The 18,390-nt window shown below is 66.8% G+C and carries 20 protein-coding genes and 3 tRNA genes; 11 read left to right on the forward strand and 12 right to left on the reverse strand.

What is annotated here, in order from left to right; translation table 11 throughout:
* Positions 1-60: 60 nt before the first annotated feature.
* The 3 genes from Q7W51_05105 (at position 61) to Q7W51_05115 (ending at position 1,410) form a co-directional block, all read left to right on the forward strand.
* Positions 61-654, forward strand: a complete 594-nt coding sequence (locus tag Q7W51_05105; GenBank protein MDO8847748.1) for a UbiX family flavin prenyltransferase — start codon at positions 61-63, stop codon at positions 652-654.
* Positions 651-1,139 carry a YqhA family protein gene (locus Q7W51_05110; protein ID MDO8847749.1) on the forward strand — a complete coding sequence of 163 codons (489 nt, stop codon included), beginning with the start codon at positions 651-653 and terminating at the stop codon, positions 1,137-1,139. The genes Q7W51_05105 and Q7W51_05110 overlap by 4 nt, the downstream gene beginning before the upstream one ends.
* Positions 1,140-1,257: 118 nt before the next feature.
* Complete coding sequence (locus Q7W51_05115) at positions 1,258-1,410, forward strand: hypothetical protein (protein MDO8847750.1); 153 nt, start codon at positions 1,258-1,260, stop codon at positions 1,408-1,410.
* Positions 1,411-1,449: 39 nt separating this feature from the next.
* Here Q7W51_05115 and Q7W51_05120 read toward each other — a convergent pair whose 3' ends face one another.
* From Q7W51_05120 to Q7W51_05170, 11 genes are all read right to left on the reverse strand, one after another.
* Positions 1,450-3,006, reverse strand: a complete 1,557-nt coding sequence (locus tag Q7W51_05120; protein ID MDO8847751.1) for a proton-conducting transporter membrane subunit — start codon at positions 3,004-3,006, stop codon at positions 1,450-1,452.
* Positions 2,994-4,463, reverse strand: a complete 1,470-nt coding sequence (locus tag Q7W51_05125) for a proton-conducting transporter membrane subunit (GenBank protein MDO8847752.1) — start codon at positions 4,461-4,463, stop codon at positions 2,994-2,996. Before Q7W51_05125 ends, Q7W51_05120 begins: the two co-directional genes overlap by 13 nt.
* Entirely contained in the window at positions 4,460-5,941 is a 1,482-nt protein-coding gene (locus Q7W51_05130; protein ID MDO8847753.1) for a proton-conducting transporter membrane subunit, read from the reverse strand. Before Q7W51_05130 ends, Q7W51_05125 begins: the two co-directional genes overlap by 4 nt.
* Positions 5,938-6,255, reverse strand: a complete 318-nt coding sequence (locus tag Q7W51_05135) for a cation:proton antiporter subunit C (protein ID MDO8847754.1) — start codon at positions 6,253-6,255, stop codon at positions 5,938-5,940. The genes Q7W51_05130 and Q7W51_05135 overlap by 4 nt, the downstream gene beginning before the upstream one ends.
* Positions 6,252-6,944 carry an MnhB domain-containing protein gene (locus tag Q7W51_05140; protein ID MDO8847755.1) on the reverse strand — a complete coding sequence of 231 codons (693 nt, stop codon included), beginning with the start codon at positions 6,942-6,944 and terminating at the stop codon, positions 6,252-6,254. The genes Q7W51_05135 and Q7W51_05140 overlap by 4 nt, the downstream gene beginning before the upstream one ends.
* Positions 6,937-7,221 (reverse strand): DUF4040 domain-containing protein, encoded by a 285-nt coding sequence (locus tag Q7W51_05145; GenBank protein ID MDO8847756.1) that lies wholly within the window; start codon positions 7,219-7,221, stop codon positions 6,937-6,939. Before Q7W51_05145 ends, Q7W51_05140 begins: the two co-directional genes overlap by 8 nt.
* Complete coding sequence (mnhG, locus tag Q7W51_05150) at positions 7,218-7,535, reverse strand: monovalent cation/H(+) antiporter subunit G (protein ID MDO8847757.1); 318 nt, start codon at positions 7,533-7,535, stop codon at positions 7,218-7,220. Before mnhG ends, Q7W51_05145 begins: the two co-directional genes overlap by 4 nt.
* On the reverse strand, positions 7,535-7,795 hold the full coding sequence (locus Q7W51_05155; protein ID MDO8847758.1) for a monovalent cation/H+ antiporter complex subunit F: 261 nt from the start codon (positions 7,793-7,795) through the stop codon (positions 7,535-7,537). Before Q7W51_05155 ends, mnhG begins: the two co-directional genes overlap by 1 nt.
* Positions 7,795-8,325, reverse strand: a complete 531-nt coding sequence (locus tag Q7W51_05160; GenBank protein MDO8847759.1) for a Na+/H+ antiporter subunit E — start codon at positions 8,323-8,325, stop codon at positions 7,795-7,797. The genes Q7W51_05155 and Q7W51_05160 overlap by 1 nt, the downstream gene beginning before the upstream one ends.
* A gap of 124 nt (positions 8,326-8,449) precedes the next feature.
* A tRNA-Cys gene (locus Q7W51_05165) sits at positions 8,450-8,523 on the reverse strand.
* Between the two features lie 93 nt (positions 8,524-8,616).
* Positions 8,617-8,692: transfer RNA gene (locus tag Q7W51_05170), tRNA-Gly, on the reverse strand.
* 152 nt (positions 8,693-8,844) lie between these two features.
* Between Q7W51_05170 and Q7W51_05175 the strand changes: the two genes are divergently transcribed.
* Together Q7W51_05175 and Q7W51_05180 are read left to right on the forward strand one after the other, a co-directional pair.
* Positions 8,845-8,919: transfer RNA gene (locus tag Q7W51_05175), tRNA-Val, on the forward strand.
* A 323-nt stretch (positions 8,920-9,242) separates the two neighbouring features.
* The gene (locus Q7W51_05180; protein MDO8847760.1) at positions 9,243-10,511 is read left to right on the forward strand and encodes a hypothetical protein; all 1,269 of its coding nucleotides are present in this window, start codon (positions 9,243-9,245) and stop codon (positions 10,509-10,511) included.
* A 384-nt stretch (positions 10,512-10,895) separates the two neighbouring features.
* Here Q7W51_05180 and Q7W51_05185 read toward each other — a convergent pair whose 3' ends face one another.
* The gene (locus Q7W51_05185; protein MDO8847761.1) at positions 10,896-11,855 is read right to left on the reverse strand and encodes a diacylglycerol kinase family protein; all 960 of its coding nucleotides are present in this window, start codon (positions 11,853-11,855) and stop codon (positions 10,896-10,898) included.
* Between the two features lie 83 nt (positions 11,856-11,938).
* Between Q7W51_05185 and rnd the strand changes: the two genes are divergently transcribed.
* From rnd to acs, 6 genes are all read left to right on the forward strand, one after another.
* Entirely contained in the window at positions 11,939-13,108 is a 1,170-nt protein-coding gene (rnd, locus tag Q7W51_05190; GenBank protein MDO8847762.1) for a ribonuclease D, read from the forward strand.
* Positions 13,095-14,432 carry an exodeoxyribonuclease VII large subunit gene (gene xseA / locus Q7W51_05195; protein MDO8847763.1) on the forward strand — a complete coding sequence of 446 codons (1,338 nt, stop codon included), beginning with the start codon at positions 13,095-13,097 and terminating at the stop codon, positions 14,430-14,432. The genes rnd and xseA overlap by 14 nt, the downstream gene beginning before the upstream one ends.
* The gene (gene xseB, locus Q7W51_05200) at positions 14,433-14,693 is read left to right on the forward strand and encodes an exodeoxyribonuclease VII small subunit (GenBank protein ID MDO8847764.1); all 261 of its coding nucleotides are present in this window, start codon (positions 14,433-14,435) and stop codon (positions 14,691-14,693) included.
* Positions 14,690-15,028 carry a histidine triad nucleotide-binding protein gene (locus Q7W51_05205; GenBank protein ID MDO8847765.1) on the forward strand — a complete coding sequence of 113 codons (339 nt, stop codon included), beginning with the start codon at positions 14,690-14,692 and terminating at the stop codon, positions 15,026-15,028. Before xseB ends, Q7W51_05205 begins: the two co-directional genes overlap by 4 nt.
* Positions 15,029-15,052: 24 nt before the next feature.
* Positions 15,053-15,904, forward strand: coding sequence for a DegV family protein (locus Q7W51_05210; protein MDO8847766.1), 852 nt, complete (start codon positions 15,053-15,055; stop codon positions 15,902-15,904).
* A 459-nt stretch (positions 15,905-16,363) separates the two neighbouring features.
* The gene (gene acs, locus Q7W51_05215) at positions 16,364-18,355 is read left to right on the forward strand and encodes an acetate--CoA ligase (GenBank protein MDO8847767.1); all 1,992 of its coding nucleotides are present in this window, start codon (positions 16,364-16,366) and stop codon (positions 18,353-18,355) included.
* Positions 18,356-18,390 lie beyond the last annotated feature (35 nt).

Consider the following 18,390-nt stretch of genomic DNA (forward strand, 5'->3'; position numbering starts at 1 on the left):
GGTATCATCAGTGCGTCGGGGCGGTCGGCCCGCCGGCAGGGCGTTGGAGGGAGGGTGCGTGTGAGGCGATACGTCGTGATCGTGACCGGCGCATCCGGCTCCGCCTATGGTCTGCGTCTTGTCGAGCAGTTGCTCGAGATCGGCGAGGTCACACTCATCTTCACCAAGCGGGGCGCGGACATGACCGCCTACGAGCTCGGTCTCGTGGTGCCCTCCGAGGGGGCGCGGGAAACGGTTCTGCGCTATCTGGAACTGCCACGCGACCTGCCGCTCCGTGTCGTACCGGATGACGACTTGTTCGATGCGGTGTCTTCCGGCTCGAGCGGCTTCGAGGCAGTGGTCGTGGCGCCTGCGTCGATGGGCTTTGTGGGCTCGATTTCGGCCGGGCTTGCGTCGTGCCTGGGCGAGCGCGCCGCCGAAGTGGCGCTCAAGGAACGGCGTCCTTTGGTCATCGTGCCGAGGGAGACGCCGCTCAGCCTCATCCATCTCCGCAATCTGACTGCGCTTGCCGAGGCCGGTGCGGCCATCGTTCCGGCGATGCCGGCGTTCTACCAGCGGCCCGGGACAGTCGATGACATGGTCAACTATGTGGTGGGCAAGGTGCTCGACGTACTGGACATCGAACACGAGTTGTTCACGAGGTGGCGATCATGACCCAGACCCGGAAGCAGCCAGGCAGCCTCGCGCGACGGGTGCCGGCCTACTCGAGATTCATCGTAGCCATCCCCGTGCTCGGTCTGTTCGCCGGTGCCCTCACGCTGACCGTCATGGCGGGCGTACAGACTGCGGTCACCATCGGCCATGTGGTGGCCGGAGAGCTTGCGAAAGCGGAGGCGGTCCTCGAGTTCATCGAGCTTGCCGATGCCTTCCTGCTCGCGACGGTGCTGTATATCATGGCGCTCGGTCTGTACGAGCTGTTCATCGATGACAACATTCCGCTGCCGGCGTGGCTCGAGATCCACTCGCTCGATGACTTGAAGAAGAAGCTCGTGGGTGTGGTGGCGGTCGTGCTGGCGGTCACGTTCCTGGGGTCGGTGATCAAGGGACTCGATCCGCAGTCCTTGATGTACGAGGGAGTAGGCATTGGAGCCGTGGTGGCAGCGATGGGGTACTTCCTCAAAGGAGATGGTCACGCCTGAACCTCGAGCCGGACTTGACGGTTATGGTCTCGGGGGAGCACAATCCGCAATGACGGGTCATTCCAATCGCAGCACCAGTCGTAGCAGTAGTCGCAGCCGTCACAGAAGGAGCCGCACCATGACCGTCTCCGAAGCGCGTAAGCGCTATCCGCTCGTGCCCCGCGAGATCCTCAAGTGGGCGATCGAGAACATCTCGGATCCCAAGGACCTGGAGCGCGGGCTGTTCCGCCTGGACCAGGCGAAGCGCATTCAGCTCAAGTACGGCGTCTAGGACGCGGGGCTACGAGCAGCAGTCTGTGTCGCGCTGCGGTTAGAGGGCAGCGAGCGCGACGAACGCCAGCGCCAGCAGCACGAAGATCGTGCTGGCGGTCATCCACGCGACGAGTCGTCCCTCGATGTTGATGGGCGCGATCCCGACACGAGGTCGCGGAGTCCTTTCGGGCTCCGTCCCGGATCGCGTGCCGCGCGAGGCCGCATCGAAGGTCCTGATCCTCTCCGCTACGGCCACCAGCACGTCACCGGGCACGAGTGTGCCGCCGAGTCTGCCCGCGAAGGCGGGAGCCAGGCTCAGCGCGCCCCAACCCGCCAAGGCCACGAGCGTCGGCCACGTCGCGGTCCACAGGGCGTCTGGCGCGAGCGCGGCCTCGAGCGCATGCCGGTTCCACTCGGCGGGCCACGCCCAGACGGCTGCCAGGGTGGCTCCGAGTACGAGACCCCAAAGTGCTGCCGGGTACCGCTTCGGCGAGGCATCTTCCGAGGAGTCGGCGCGCACGAGCGCGAAGAAGCGCAGCATGAGCGCCGCGGTACCGATGGCGGTCAGCGGAAGCAGCGCGTAGACCGCGTCAGGCACGGGGCCGTGAAGTGCGTGGATGGCATCTTTGAGGGCGAACTTGGCGACGAAACCGCTCGTGAACGGCGCCCCGACCAGGGCGAGTGCCGGTAGCGCTAGTGCCCACAGTGACAGCGTCCGCGCGCGCCCCTTCGTGCGCGGGATCACATCGGCGCCCAACACAAGCGCGCTCTTCGCCAGGCCATGATGGAGTGCGAAGGCGACGATGGCGCCGTGGGCGAGTGCGGTCACACCAGCATCACCGAGGCTCACGCCGCCAGCGATGAGTATGAGACCCAGCTGGCTCGCACTGGAATAACCCAGGACGGCGCGGGGTGTGGAGGTGAGCACGCCCAGCACGGCGGCCCCGAGGGCGGTGATCAGTCCGAGGAGCATCACGGTCGAGACCCATTCGGCACCCACCGCGCCCGCCGGCAGGAGCCTGACCATCGCGAGCGCTCCCACCTTTGCCGACGCACCCGCGAGCGCGGAGGCCGCGCCGGCGGGTGTGTACGTGTAGCTCAGCGGCAGGACCCCCGAAAAGGGGAGGGTCCCGATCTTGAGCGAGATCGAGCCCAGCAGCAGGGCCACGATCACTACGGCATGCGGCGACGCGGTCACACCTGTTCGCATCTCGGCGAGGATGAGCGAGCCGCTGCCGGTGGCCATAAGGATGAGTGCGGCGAGCAGGAGTGCCTCGCCGATCGCCGTCAGCGTGAGATAGACGGCTCCCGCCCGGCGCGACTTGGCCGAGCGATCGTGGGTGATGAGTCCCCACGCGGGCAGCGCCATGAGCGCGAAACACAGGTAGAACGAGATCGCGTCTGAGGCCATCGCCACGCCGATGCCGCCCACGGCTGAGGGCACGTAATACGCGAAGAGTCGGCCTCGCTCGGACGCCGGGGTCGTGGTCCAGGCGTACGCGCCCGAGACCAGCCACAAGAAGGCGAAGAGCGCGAGGAACGGCACCGCAGTGTCATCGATCGTGAATCGTAGCGCGCTCGCGCCGGCCGGGATGAGGCTGCCTATGGTGTCCACCCCCCGAACGACGGGGCGATGGCGGTGATCGCCCAGTGGGTCGGAGAGCCCGGGAGGCCCGCGGTCACGCCGAGGACGACGGTCAGCACCGCGACCGTGATGATCGGCCAGAGCATGCGCGGGTCGCTCTCGGCACCGTCGGCAGGGGCGTGACCACCGGGTCGTAGCGCCGAGGTGAGCACGGGAACCATGTAGCCGATGGCGAGAGCGCCGCTCGTGACGTAGACGAGCAGCGCCCAGACCGATCCATCCTCGGCGGCGCCGAGCCCCAGGAGCCACTTGCTCGCGAATCCCGCGAGCGGCGGGACGCCTGCGAGCGCGAACGCCGCGATAGCGAACGAGACCATCGTGATCGGCATGCGGCGCGCCACGCCGGGCATCTGGCTCACCTTCTTGACGTGAAGGGTCTCGTACACGCTGCCGGCGGTGAAGAACATCGTGATCTTCATGACCGCATGGTGCGCGAGGTGTGCGAGCGCGCCGGCGGCGGCGAGCGGAGAGCACAGCGCGGTGCCGAGTGTGATGTACGAAAGCTGCGCGATGGTGGAGTACGCCAGTCGCCGCTTGAGATCATCCTGGCGCAGCGCGATGACCGATGCGATCAGTATCGTGGCTGCCGCGAGTGCCGCAAGCGGTGCGGCGACGCCGAGCGAGGTGGCAAGCTCGGGACCGTAGAGTTCGTTCACCAGCCGGATGATGCCGAACACGCCGGCCTTCACCACGGCGACAGCGTGCAGGAGCGAGCTTACGGGCGCGGGTGCCACCATGGCACCGGGGAGCCAACCGTGAAGCGGCATCAGCGCCGCCTTCACGCCGAAGCCCGCGACCATGAGGGCGAAGATGGCTCGAAGCTCGTTGGTGTGTCCCGATACCGCGCTGAGCGCGCCGCCGGGGGTGAACGGAGTGGGACCGGCGATCGACGCGAGCCACGCGACGCCGAGGAGCAGCGCTGCGCCGCCGCCGAGCGCGTAGAAGAGGTACTTCCGGCCGGCCGCGAGGGCTTCGGGCGTGCCGTTGTGGACGACGAGCGGGTAGGTCGTTAGCGAGAGCACCTCGTAGAAGATGAAGAGGGTCAAGGGGTCCTCGGCAAGGGCGACGCCATTGGCCGCGGCGATGCACCAGGCAAAGAACCCGAAGAATCGGGCGCGGTCGCGGGCGTGGTCCATGTAGCCGATCGCATACACCAGCGTCACGCCCCACAGTACGGTCGCCACGGCTGAGAACAGCAGACCCAGCAAGTCGGCGCTCACCCCGAGCGTGAGGCCGGGGAGCATCGGGATCCTGGAGGTGAAGATATCGCCTGCGTACGCGGAGTACACGAGGGAGATGACGACAGCCGACGAGCCGACCGCACCAACCAGGTTCACGGCGTTGCGGGCGCGTCCACGCGTCTCCCCGAGCACGAAGGTGGCGAGGCCGACGAGTGCCGGGATGGCTATCGGGATCCATGCGATCACGGGGTCACCCCCGCCGCGATGAGGATGGTACTGGCAGCGGCAAGCTCGGTGATGAGCGGGATGGCGGCCACGAGAACGACCGCCGCGGTGGTCAGCAGCAGCGGCACCCACTCGGTCTGCACAACGCCTCTGGACGCCTTGAGTGCGGCGTCACTCTCGGCGAGCAGCACTGCCAGCAATCGGAACATGTACGCCGCGGCGAGCAGGCCGCCGGTCACGAGCACGAGCGCCCACCACCACGCACCTGCGCTGAGCGCCGAGGAGACCAGCAGCCACTTGGCGCCGAAGCCGCCGCTCGGCGGGAGGCCCATCATGGTGACGCCGGCGAGTGCGATCGTGAACGTGAGCAAAGGTGCCGAACGGGCTGCACCACGCATGGCGTCGATCCGGTCGTGTCCGAAGCGTGACATCAGGCTGCCGGCTGCGAGGAAGAGACCCGCTTTGGCCAGTCCGTGTGACACGGCGTGCACGAGTACGCCCGTGACGGCGAGCGCGAACGCGTCGGCGCCGAGGCGCGCGAGTGGGAAGACCAAGAACAGGTAGCCGATCTGCGCCACGGTGGAGTAGGCGACGAGTTGTTTGATGCGAGTCTGGAGCAGCGCTTGCACCGAGCCCCATACGATGGCCGTCGCGCCGAGGACGCCGAGCACCACGTCGGCCCCCGTGAGATAGCCTGCGGGCATCACGTAGAGCATCAGGCGCAAGATCACGAAGTACGAGCCCTTGACCACAAGTGAAGAGAGGGCTGCGCTCACGGGGGAAGGAGCAGAGCCGTGCGCGGCAGGTAGCCAGAAGTGTGCGGGCACCAGCGCGGTCTTGAGTACGAGTGCGGCGACCATGAGTGCAAGCCCGGTGGCCGCCGTGACATCGGGTGTGAGTTTGTCAGCGAGTATCGCCATGTCGAGCTGCCCGGTGGACGAATACAGCAGCGCCACACCGAGCAGGTAGGTCATCGCACCGAGCATGCTCGCGTACAGGTAACGCGCTCCGGCGCGGAGCGCCTCGGCAGTGCCGCCGACGGTCACGAGTGCCACCGCGGAGATACCCACCAGCTCGAGGCAGACGTACACGTTGAACACGTCCCCGGTAAGGAACAGCGCGTTGAGCGACGTCCACATGAACAGCCACAAGGTCCAGAACAGGCCGTGACCATGGGCCGTCTCATCATCGGTGCGGAAGTATGCTGTCGCGTACAGCGTGACGCCCAGACCGACGGTGGCCGCGAGCAGGATGAACAACGTCGAAGCGCCGTCGGCCACCAGGTCGATACCCACCGGTGCGGTCCAGCCGCCCACGGCGTAACGGAACGGGCCGACGGTCAGCACGCGTGAGGTCAGTGCGATCGCGAGCGCCATGATGGCCACGCCGGTGGCCAGGGCCACGTGTGGAGCCCTTCTGTGTCCTGCGACGAAGGAGAGCGCAGCGCCTGCGAGCGGCACAACCACCAGGAGCGCGGGGAGGTGGTCGAGGAGTGTCATCGGCCCTCACCGCCGGATGGCTCATCGTCGAGGTTGGTGAGGCCTGTAGCGGTGTAGTAGCGCTTGGCGATTGCCAGGCCGAGCGCGGTCAGCGCCACGGTCACCACGATGCCGGTCAACACCATCGCCTGCGGTACCGGGTCAGGGCCGCCCTCGGCACGGTTCCCGAGGCCGATCAGGAGCAGGAAGACGCCGCTGCCCATGAAGTTCGCCGAGATCACCTTGTGGATGAGGTGGCGTCGTGCGAGCAGGCCGTACGTACCAAGGGCGTAGAGCAGAGCCCCGCCTGCCACGTAGACGAGATAGTTGCTCACCGGCGCTCACCGCTCTCGGCCGAGGACGCCGACGCGAGGAAGAGGCTCGCCAGGCTCGCGCCGATGGAGAGCGTCAAGAGCACCTCGATGAGCAGGATCAGGCCCTTGCGGCTCTCGGCGGGGTACTGCAGCAGCGTGCCGCCTACCGTCAGGGGATACAGCGCCACGGCGATGAAGACGAGCAGGCCGATGGCGAGCACCCAGCGCACCATGCGCTGACCCGCCCATGCCGGGCGGGCGTAGCCGGAGAGCAGAAGCAGGATCCCGGCAGCTCCGAGGACGGCTCCACCCTGGAAGGCGCCGCCGGGCCCGGAGGAACCGATCCACACCAGGTGTCCGGCGACCAGCAGCATCAGAGGCGCGAGGGCTCGCGAGAGTGCACCGAGGACCGGACCCGCTCTCCCGGCGAGTCGGCGAGAGAGGGCCGCCGGATCCTCCCGGAGGGACAGCACAGCGACGGTGGCGAGCATCAGGACCGCGATCTCGAGGAGTGTGTCGTAGCCGCGGAAGTCGAGCAGTACGGCCGTGACGACGTTGGTGATGCCGCTCGCCTTCGCGCCGGTGCGCATCGCCTCGGCCAAGCCGTCTCCGTCTGCGGGCAGCGCGAGCACCGCGCGGCCGATCACACCGAGCATGAGAATGCTGGCGAGCAGCGGAGCGATCGGAGTGTGCCTGCGGCGGTCAGTCATCGGCGTTCTCCATGGGTCCGGATTCCGCCGGATACGGCGTGTCCCGCTTGCGGAGGTGGCCGACGGCATCGAGCATGAGTGCACCGGTGACCCCTGCGCCAATGGCTGCCTCGGCCAGCGCCACGTCGGGTGAGCCGAGGCGGATCCAGGCGATCGCCATGAACAGGCCGAAGACGATGAACATGACGACCGACTTGAAGAGCCTGTTCTCGTTGAGCGAGCCCACCGCAATCCAGATGAGCATACCGACGAGCAGTATGTCGAAGACGGCCATCATCGGCTCTCACCGGTCCATGGCTCGATGCCGCTGTTGCGTGCCGAGTTGGCCACCAGGTAGCAGGCGGTGGCGCCGGCAACGATCACCACGATCCAGATGAGCAGGAGCTTGAGTGCCACGATCAGCGAGCCGGACTGCAGAGCGAGGCCGGCCGAGGCGAGTCCGAGCCCCAGGTTGTCGGCCTTGGTCAGCGCATGCAGCCGCGTGTAGACGTCGGGGAAGCGCACCAGGCCGACCGAGCCGGCGAGGAAGAAGAAGCCACTCGCGGCGAACAGCACATATGATGCGCCGTCTATGACCGACTGCCATGTCATCAGTCGTCCGCTCCCCACGCCCGCTTGACGAAGGCAACGGCAGTGAGTGCGCCGAGGAGCGCGAAGGTAAGCGCCATGTCGCGCAGGCCACCGAGATCGGTCAGTTCGGACAGCACGAGGGTGAGTGCCACGCCGGACGTACCGAACAGCATCGCCGAGAGCATGCGGTCGGTGCCGGTCGGGCCGCGCTCGATCCGGTAGATGCCGAGTGCGACGCTGATCAAGATGGTGATGGCGAGGGCCTGGAGCGCGAGCGTCATCACGCATCACCCTTTGTCAGTGGCGGGAGGTCCGATCCGAACAGGTCGGCGACCCGGCACTCCACTTCGGCGAGCTCCTGTACTACCGGTCGAGAACAGTCGAGCACATGCACTTCGAGTGTATCGTCGTCCAGGCGGGAGCTCAGCGTCCCGGGAAGCATGCTGATGGTGTTGGCGAGGAAGACCCGTGGCCACGTGCCCGTGATGCGGAGCGGGTAGCGGATGATCGCGGGATCGAGCGGCATGGAGGGGCGCAAGGCGCGCATCGACACGTCGATCCCACCCAGCGCGGACTGGAGCGCGAAGAACCTCACGAAACGCAGCGCACCGCTGGGACGTATGGGTGTCAGCGAGTCGGGGGAGAGGGTGAGTGAGAGTGCCGAGCCCGCCAGAACGATAGGGATGCCGACCGCGAGCGCGTGCGGGTCCGCCTCGGTGATGACCACCCACACGAGCGCGAGCAGGGCCGTCCGACTCGCCGTGCGGCGAAGGCGTCGGGGCACTGATGGGGGTGTGGTGCTTCCGGGCACGTGTCTCCTGCCAGTAGGCCTCGGCGCGAGATCAGCGTTGTCGATACCGTGTTCGCTGACCGGGTGCCGCCCTGGTCTGACCGACGGACCCGCCCGAGTTCTCGGACGGGTCCGTTATGTGTCCTGGAGGCGACGCCCGGATTCGAACCGGGGATAAAGGCTTTGCAGGCCTCTGCCTTGCCACTTGGCTACGTCGCCGGTTGGGGGGACCGATGCCAAGTCCCGCTATCAAAGAAGGTCGGCCGATCGGGCCGTCGTACGCGCCCTTCGGGCCGACCTCCGAAGTGGTGATGGAGCGGACGACCGGATTCGAACCGGCGACCCCAACCTTGGCAAGGTTGTGCTCTACCAACTGAGCCACGTCCGCGCGCAAGGGGTAGACTACCACGGGCTCTCGAAGGGGTGCAACCGCGAGTTCGTGCTCAGAATGCGGGTGTCGCGGGCCACGTGCCCGGCCAAGTTGGGTCTAGCGGTTCGGTGCTGGACTGCTACAATAGTCGTCGCTGCTCAGGCAGCCATGGGCGCTTAGCTCAGGGGGAGAGCACTTCCTTGACGCGGAAGGGGTCAGAGGTTCAAATCCTCTAGCGCCCACCATAGAAACTGCAGTGAGGGGCCGTGTTTCGGGAAACCGAGGACGGCCCTTCGCCCCGCTACGGGGCGTCGGGGATCTCTCGCATGTCGCTGTTCCATGTGGTCGGTTTGCGAACCCATTTCCCAGGGTAGGACATGTAGTTGGGGGTGTGGGAATCAAGGGGCGGCGTCCGCCACACTACTCACACCGAGAGCGACAGTGAGGCAGAACGTCTGTCGTCGACTCTCAGCGCGGGTGTCCGTGCCGTGCGGTTGACTTGTGACCTGCTGACGCGCGCGGCTTCGTGTCGGCACCCGGTAACGACTGCCGAGGGGGGTGGCTCACGATGGCCATGGCGGGGTTCTGCAGCGCGTGCGGCGAGAACGTGTGGCTCACGGAGTCGGGTGGCTGCACACGAGGCCACTCACCCGATCAGATCATCAACGCGTACGAGGCTGACGTAGCGCCTCCAGTGACCGAGCCTGAGCTGGCTGCCGCCGCTGTCCCCGAGGCCGCCGCAGTGCCGTCCTCCGGGCCGATGATGCCCGCGGAACTCGGCGCGCGCAAGCGGTTCCTGACCTCACCCATCGTGATCATCGGCGGGGTTGCCGCGCTCCTCCTAGTCGTGGTGCTTGCGGTCGTCTTCTTCCCGAGGCCGAAGATCGCCGTCACCGGTTTCACGGTGCCGGAATCAGTCTTGAGCGGCGAGGATATCGTGGCCACGGTCGAGATCGCGAACACGGGTTGGGCCAAGGGCGACTATCCGCTGACGATCCTCATGGATGGAGCTACCGTCAACGGGCAGTCAGTCAGCGTGGCCGCGAGGTCGCAGAAGCGCGTCGAAGTCACCATACCCGCAGGCGGGATTTCCGGCTCGTACGACATCTCGGTCGCCGGATGGGACGGGCCGGGGGACACCGTGTGGGTCATGGCGCCTGCGGAGTTTGTCGTGGATTGGCTGGAGGTCACGCCGGATCCGCTGGACGTCAACACGAGTAGCCAGGCGACGGCAGAGGTCAGCGTTTCGAACATCGGCGACGTCGAGGGCGACTACGTCATCAGCCTCACCGTGGACGGAGCGGTGGTCGAGGAGCGCACGATTCACCTCGAGGCTGAGTCGACCGCAGAGGAGTTGTTCACATTCGCGGTGAGCGGTCCGGGCTCGCACGAGGTCGCGGCGGCCGACCAGGTCGCAACGCTCGACGCACATCAGATCCTGCGTCCCGACAATGGAACGGTTCTCATCAATCAGCTAAGCGGAGGGTCGAACGTCTTCACGGTTGTCAACAACAGCGAAGACGACGTGTTCGTAGTGATCTCGCAGCCGGGGGAGGCGCAGCCGGCGCTCCTTGCGGTGTATGTGACCGCTCAAAACGCCACCTCGGTCCGCGGAGTACGGGACACGACGTACGTCTGCTACTACATGGAAGGAGCCGGCTGGTGCGGGCACTGCCAGAGGTTCACGGAGGCGTTTGACTACGGTCGTTTCGATGCCACCGGCGAGCTCAAGAGTGGCGGCGGGATGTACACGGAGTCGGTCGTGACGTTCGGCATCAAGGAAGGCGACGGGACGCCGACCGAGAGCGTCGGCGAGGAGGACTTCCCGACGATGTAAGGATGCCAGTTCGGTTCGCCACCGACTCCTCGAACGGTTGACCGGGCCCGACGGAATCGGGCAGACCGCAGGAGGCGCACGATGGCCAAAGTCGTGTACTGCTCTGAGTGGCAGGGGCAGGTCTTCGTCATGCCCGACGGCACCTGCTCCAACGGACACGGCGCTCAATACCTTTCCGCATTCGGCGACGTAGGGTGACTATCGCCCGCTCAAGGCGTCTGGCGGCAACACACGTGCTACCAGTGGACGGATTGAGTGTCGGAGCAGGGACTGCAGTGGGGCCGACAATCCCTGCGTCATGGCATCGGTGAGGTCACAAATGCATCCACTAGCGCCCACCATGATGAAGCCAGGGCCCCGGATCCGTCCGGGGCCCTTTCGCATTCAGGAGCTGGCCTCGGAGTCGAGGACAGGCTCGCCGAAGTCGTCGCGCGGTAGCGGCGCTTCCTCGGACACGATCAGAGTCGCGGCACGTGGAATCACTCGCGCCGAGAAGGGCGTCGTCCCTTCGAGCACCTCGCCGTCGTACTCGAGTGGCAGTCGCGGCGTTGCGGTCACCTCGACGGACGAGGCGGTGTGGACTTCGAGCCCGGGACGTTCCGGATGTGCACTGAGCCGATCGAGCAGGGCGGCCCAGACGGCCGGGAGCAGGCCTGCCGCGGACATCGGTTTGACGACCACGACCTCGAAGAGGCCGTCCTGGGCATCCGCACCGTGGGTCACCGCGAGGTCGAACTGGATGCGCGCGAGGTTCATGAGCAGTACCGCGATGCCCTCGGTTTCGACGGTCCGGCCGTCGAGCGTCAACGTGAACGCCGAGGAAGTGGGGTTGAGGTTCTGGATCGCACCGATGATGTACGCGCCCTCGCCGAGCGTTGCCTTGAGGGGGTGCGCAGCCTCCATGATCCGGGCGTCGAACCCGGCGCCGGCAGCGATGGAGAAGCCGTACTTGCGGGCGATATGGCCGCCGGAGGGGGGAATCGTCAGCTCGCCCAGATCGATCGTCACGGTTCGCCCGGCGATGGTCGCCAGCGCGAGCTCGACGGGGTCGATCGGGATGCGCAGGTTCCGGGCGATCAGGTTGGCGGTCCCTGCGGGGTACGGGAGCACGGGGATGCCGGTGTCGCGCAGCGCGTAGGCGACGGCCGAGACCGTCCCGTCGCCGCCCGCCGCGACGATGCGCGCGTAGTCGCGGGCATCGCGAAGCAGGTGCTCCACGTCGGCATCCTCGCTGAGGAAGCGCATGGTGACCTCGACGCGGTGAGCGCCGAGTTCGCGAACGTACTCGGTAAGCCCCGAGTCACCGAACCCCGATCGGAGGTTGGTGACGATGAGGATGTTCATCCAGCCTCCTCGTGCGGTCGCAGCCGTTCGGCTACACTCAAACGGCACCCCGCGCGACCCCGACACGTCATTCCGGAGGTCCATTGTACATCTGTGACACGCAGGCTCTGGATGCTGTGCTTCCCGCGCTGGAAGCCGCAGACGTCCTCGCCATCGACACCGAGTTCATGCGCGAGCGCACCTACTACGCGCGCCTGTGCCTGCTGCAGATCGCGACCGCCGAGGACGTGTTCCTGATCGACACGATCGCCCTGGAGGGCGAGTTGGGCCGTCTCGCGAAGGTGCTCGCCGCCCCCGGTACCGTCAAGGTCTTTCACGCGGGGTCGCAGGACATCGAGGTCCTCTACCGGGCGACCGGGGTCACCCCGGGTCCCGTATTCGACACGCAGGTCGCCGCCACGCTCGCCGGCTTTCCCACGCAGGTAGGCTACGCGCAACTCGCGAAGGACCTCGTGGACGTGACGATCGACAAGGCCGACACGTTCACCGACTGGTCGGTGCGGCCGCTGTCCGATACGCAGCTAACGTACGCCGCCGAGGACGTGCGCCATCTGATCCGCATCTACGCGCTGTTGCGCGAGCGTCTCGAGCGTGAGGGCCGCCTCGGCTGGCTCGCCGAGGACTTCGATCGTCTTGCCGATCCGGCCACCTACGAGGTGGATCCCCACCTGCAGTACCTGAGGGTGAAGCGCGCCTCCACGCTCGACCGGCGGAGCCTCGGCGTCCTGCGCGAGGCCGCCGCGTGGCGCGAAACTGAGGCGCAGCGCCGTGATCTGCCCAAGCGCTGGCTCGTTTCGGACGAGAGCCTGGTTGAGATCGCACGTCGTCGGCCGAAGTCGATCGAGCAGCTGTCGGCTATCCGCGGTGTGAACGAGCGGGTCGCTTCGCGGCAAGGTGTGGGGCTTATCGAGGCGATCCGACGGGGCGAGCAGATTCCCGAAGCGGAGCTGCCGCGGATCCCCAAGCGTTCCCGGATGCCGCGTGATGCGCAGCCGCTCGCGGACCTTCTGTCTGCGGTCGTGCGCGTTCGGGCAGCCGAGCACGGTGTCGCCACCACACTCCTCGCGTCGCGCGCCGAGCTCGAGCGTTTCGCCGCCGGTGAGCGCGAGGGGCATCCGCTCTCCGAGGGCTGGCGACACACGCTCGTCGGCGCCGAGCTCGAAGCCATCCTCGCCGGCGCGGTGGACCTGCGCATAGTCGGCGGGCACATCGTCGTCGTGCCCGTGGAGTCGGTCGGCCATGGCGAGCGCTGAGCGGGCCCTCAGCGTCTCTGACGCGATGGCGCTCGCCAAGGGAGCGCTCGAGGGTGTGCGCGTCCGCGTGGTGGGCGAGGTGAGCGAGCTCACCGACAAGCCGGGCTACAAGGCCGTCTACTTCTCGCTCAAGGACGGCGGCGCGGTGATGCCGTGCCTCATGTGGCGGGACGCGTACGCTGCCGCCGGAGTGACCATCGCCGACGGCGGGCTCATCGAGATCGCGGGATTCTTCACCGCCTACCCGGCCAAGGGTCGACTCCAGTTCCAGGTGCGCCGGCTCGTGCTTGCCGGTGAGGGCGTGCTGCGCCTACAGGTGGCAGACCTCGCCCGTAGGCTGGAGGCCGAGGGGCTGATGCGCGACGAGCGCAAACGGCCGCTGCCGGCGTTCCCCGCGCGGATCGGCGTGGTCACCTCACCGCGCGGCAAGGCGGTGCACGACATCCTGCGAACGCTCGAACGTCGGTATCCCGCTGCCGAGGTGGTGATCGCAGGCGTGCAGGTGGAGGGCGAGGGCGCGGTCGCCGAGATCGTTCGCGGCATCGAGGCGGTCTCGAACGCTCCAGGCGTGGATGTGCTCATCCTCGGCCGGGGCGGCGGGAGCTACGAGGACCTGATGCCCTTCAACAGCGAGGCGGTCGCCCGTGCCGTCGTGGCAAGCCCCGTGCCTGTGGTGACCGGCATCGGTCACGAACCGGACACGTCGATCGCCGACATGGTCGCGGATCTGCGTGCATCCACGCCGACGGCCGCAGCCGAGGCCGTGGCACCTGAAGCGGCCGACATGCGCCGCCGGCTCCACTCCCAGCAGCGGCTGCTCGGCCGCGCGCTGACGCACCTTGTGAGCGCCGAGTCGCACCGCCTGAGGCTGATCGAGCAGCGGCCGGTGTTTCGCGATCCGATGACGTTCCTTGCCGGGAGGATGCAGGCGCTCGACTCTCTGGCGGATGCGCTCGGGCGTGCGCTCCCGGCCTCGCTCGCCCGGCAGACGGAAGCGGTGGAGCACGTCCGCCGCGCACTCGGCCGACTCGGCGTGCAACTGCTCGGGTCGCATGAGGCGCGCCTCGGACGGTTCACGGAGCGCTCTGTGGCGGCCGGCCGGCAGCTGGTCTTGTCGGCCGAACGGGACGCGGCGATGGCGGCAGCGCGCCTGGATGACTTGTCTCCGCTCGCGATACTCGGACGTGGCTACGCGGTATGTTACGGAGCAGAGGGCGCGATCGTCCGGTCCTCGGCCCAGGTTTCCCCCGGAGAACGCGTCCGGGTCCGTCTCGGTCAGGGGCGTCTCGGCTGCATCGTCGAGACCACGGAAACGGAGGAGTAGATGGCAGAAGAGGTCACCCTGCCCGAGGAGCTCGCGTTCGGTGAGGCACTCGCCGAGCTCGAGCAGATCGTGGGCGCGCTCGAGAGCGGTCAGCTCGAGCTTGAGGACGGGCTGGCACGCTATGAGCGCGGCGTCACGCTGTTGCGCGCGTGCCAGGAGAAGCTTGCGGCGGCCAAGCAGCGCGTCACGATGCTCATCGGCGAGCTTGAGTGCGGCGACGCCCCATCGGGCGAGCCTTCAGCCGAGGAGGCGTCGCTTTGAGTGACTGCATCTTCTGCATGATCGGTCGCGGTGAGATCCCCGCGGCTATCGTCTACGAGGATGAGCATGTGGTGGCGTTCGACGACGTCGCACCGCAGGCTCCCGTGCACACGCTGATCATCCCGCGCGCGCACTACGCGAGCATCGCCGACGGCGTATCGCCCGAGGTCATCTGGAGCGTGATGGCTGCGGTGCCGCGCGTCGCCGAGATCAAGGGCGTGGCGGAGTCGGGCTACCGGGTCATCATCAACACCGGCCCCGACGCGGCGCAGAGCGTGCATCACTTCCACGTACACGTCCTCGGCGGGCGGGCGATGGCCGAGGGTATGGTCTGACAACAGAGCGAGGGGAGGGGAAGCATGGCATCCGGTGAAGGAATCTGCGTTGTGACCGACTCGACCGCCGACATCCCGAAGGAACTCGTGGAGGAGCTCGGCATCACCGTCGTCCCGCTGAGCTTGACCATCGCGGGCGAGACCTTCGTCGATGGCAGCATCAGCATGGCGGAGTTCTTCCGGCGCATGAATGCGGCGCCCGCGCTGCCGACCACGTCGCAACCATCGGTGGGCGCATTCGTCGAGGCGTTCGAGGAGGGTCTGTCGCGCTGCAAGGAGGTCGTGTGCATCACGATCTCGAACCGGCTATCGGGAACGATCGAGTCAGCGACCGAGGCGGCCCGCACGGTCGGGGAGCGGGTGCACATCCTCGACAGCCTGAACCTCTCGTGGGGCGAGGGCTTTCAGGTCGTGGCGGCGGCGAAGGCAGTAAGGGCCGGCGAATCGCTCGCCGAGGTGAAGCGTGCGTTCGAAGAGACACGAGGCCGAATGCACATGCTGGTGGGTCTCGACAGCCTCGACAACCTCGCGAAAGGCGGCCGCATCGGCCGCGTCTCGGCGTTCCTGGGCGGGATGCTCAACCTGAAAGTCATGCTGACCGTAGGCGACGACGGCGCGTTCGTGCCGGTCGCCCGGGCGCGCGGGGCGAAGGCGGCGTTGCAGGCGAGCGTCGACTGGCTCGGCGAGCACGTGGACGCGACGAAGCGGGCGGCTTTCGGCGTCTTGCATGCTGAGTCGCCCGACAAGGCGGCGTGGCTCGAAGAGGCGATCCGTGCGCGGTTCAACGTCGTAGAACTCGCGGTGATCGAGACGGGTCCGGTGATCGCCTCGCACACGGGTACGGGTTGGGGCGTCACAGTCGTGGAGCTCGACTAGGGGTCTACTCACACGGAACGGCTCCGACCTTCGAGTCGGAGCCGTTCAAATCCTTCCCTGATACCCCTGAGTCCTCAGGCGGCATATCCCAGCAGTTCGCTGGTCATCGGGATGCCGGTCGCCGATGGAGCCGCAACCGCGGTGGGGCGGATTCCCCGCGACACCGCATGTTAGGGAAGGGAAACCTGTCGACGTGACAAAGCTACCCTCTGGAGCTGAGGATTGCAACAGTTGTTACGTGTCGCCGGTCCGCGGTGGGGGGCAGGACACCGGGGAACGTGCGCCGCGCGCCGTCCACCGACCCACAAGCGCCGTTTGTCCGGTCGCACGGGTCACAACGGCACCGGCGACCGATACCATGGGCCAATGCGTCATATGTATCGCGCATGCATAGCATGCCCCGCCGGTAGAAGTGCCGGCGGCAGGGATTAGCACCTTCGGAGGAGAGGGGATGTGCCGATGACCGAGTCAAACGCCATCGAGTCTTTGTCCCAGGAGTATCGGGTTGTTCAGCCGCCCGCCTGGGTGACCGACAAAGCGCACCTGCAGACGATGGAAGAGTACGACGAACTCTACCAGCGCTCGGTGGACGACCCGGAGGGCTTCTGGGCCGACATGGCTGAGGAGATGCTCCACTGGAACACGAAGTGGGACAAGGTTCTTGAGTACGACTTCGACAAGCCCTTCGTGAAGTGGTTCCAGGGCGGCACGCTCAACGTCACGTACAACTGTGTGGACCGCCATCTGCAGGGCTGGCGCCGCAACAAGGCGGCCATCATCTGGGAGTCCGACGAGGGCCGCACGAAGATGTACACGTATCAGGCCCTCTACTACAAAGTGTGCAAGCTCGCGAACGTTCTCAAGAAGCGTGGCATCAGGAAGGGCGATCGCGTCGCGCTCTACCTGCCGATGATCCCCGAGCTTGCGGTCGCAATGCTCGCATGCGCGCGCATCGGAGCCATCCACTCGGTCATTTTCGCCGGCTTCAGCTCGATGGCTCTGCGCGATCGTATCCAGGACTCCGGCTGCAAGATGCTGATCACCGCAGACGAAGGCATCCGTGGCGGACGCGTGGTCCCGCTCAAGGCCGAGGCTGACGCAGCGTTGCTCGAGTGCCCCTCGATCGAGTCGGTCATCGTGGTCTCGCGTGCGCGTACACGTGTCGACATGGAGCCGGGCCGCGACTACTGGTACCACGAGGAGGTCCGCGCCGACGACATCAGCCAGCACTGCGATGTCGAGTGGATGGACGCGGAGGACCCGCTCTTCATCCTCTACACGTCGGGTTCGACCGGCAAGCCGAAGGGCGTGCTGCACACCACCGGCGGCTATCTGCTCTTCGCGGCTACCACGTTCCGCTATGTCTTCGACTACCACGACGAAGACGTGTTCTGGTGCACGGCCGACATCGGTTGGGTCACGGGCCACAGCTACATCGTCTACGGTCCGCTCGCAGTCGGCGCCACCACCCTCATGTTCGAGGGCGTGCCGACGTACCCGGACGCCGGGCGCTTCTGGGAGATCATCGAGAAGCACGGGGTGAACCAGTTCTACACGGCCCCCACCGCGATTCGCGCGCTCATGAAGTCCGGTGAGGAGTGGCCCGCCAAGCACGACCTGTCCACGCTTCGTGTCCTCGGCACCGTGGGCGAGCCGATCAACCCCGAGGCGTGGATGTGGTACTACAAGAACATCGGCCGGGACAACTGCCCGATCGTGGACACGTACAGGCAGACGGAGACCGGCGGACACATCATCACCAACTTCCCGGGCATCACGCCGATGAAGCCGGGTTCGGCGACGAAGCCGTTCTTTGGCATCGAGCCGGAGGTCGTGAACGAAGACGGCTCCGAGACCCCGCTCGGCAGCGGCGGGCGTCTGTGCATCACCAAGCCGTGGCCGGGAATGATGCGCGGCACCTGGGGCGACCCGGAGAACGAGCTCATGAAGACCGTCTACTTCACCGCTTTCCCCGGTAAGTACTTCACCGGCGACGGCGCGCGCAAAGACGAGGACGGCTACTACTGGCTGCTCGGCCGCGTGGACGACGTCATCAACGTCTCCGGCCACCGCATGGGCACCGCCGAGATCGAGAGTGCGCTCGTGAGCCACACGCTGGTGGCCGAAGCCGCGGTCGTCGGCTTCCCGCACGACATCAAGGGCGAGGGCATCTACGCGTACGTGATCCTCAAGACCGGGGTCGACGTGCCCCAGGGCATCGAGAAGATCCTACGCGGCCACGTGCGTGAGGAGATCGGGCCGATCGCGAGCCCGGACTTCATTCACATCGTGCCGGAGCTGCCGAAGACCCGGTCGGGCAAGATCATGCGCCGCATCCTGCGCAAGATCGCCGGCGGGGACCGCAATATCGAGGCGTTCGGCGATATTTCCACGCTGGCGGATCCGTCCATCGTGCAGACGATCATCGACACGGCGCCTCAGGTGGGCTGACAGAGAACTCGCATCACAACGGGCCCCGCACACGC

The organism is Coriobacteriia bacterium, from assembly GCA_030652115.1.
GTDB lineage: Bacteria > Actinomycetota > Coriobacteriia > Anaerosomatales > Anaerosomataceae > UBA6100.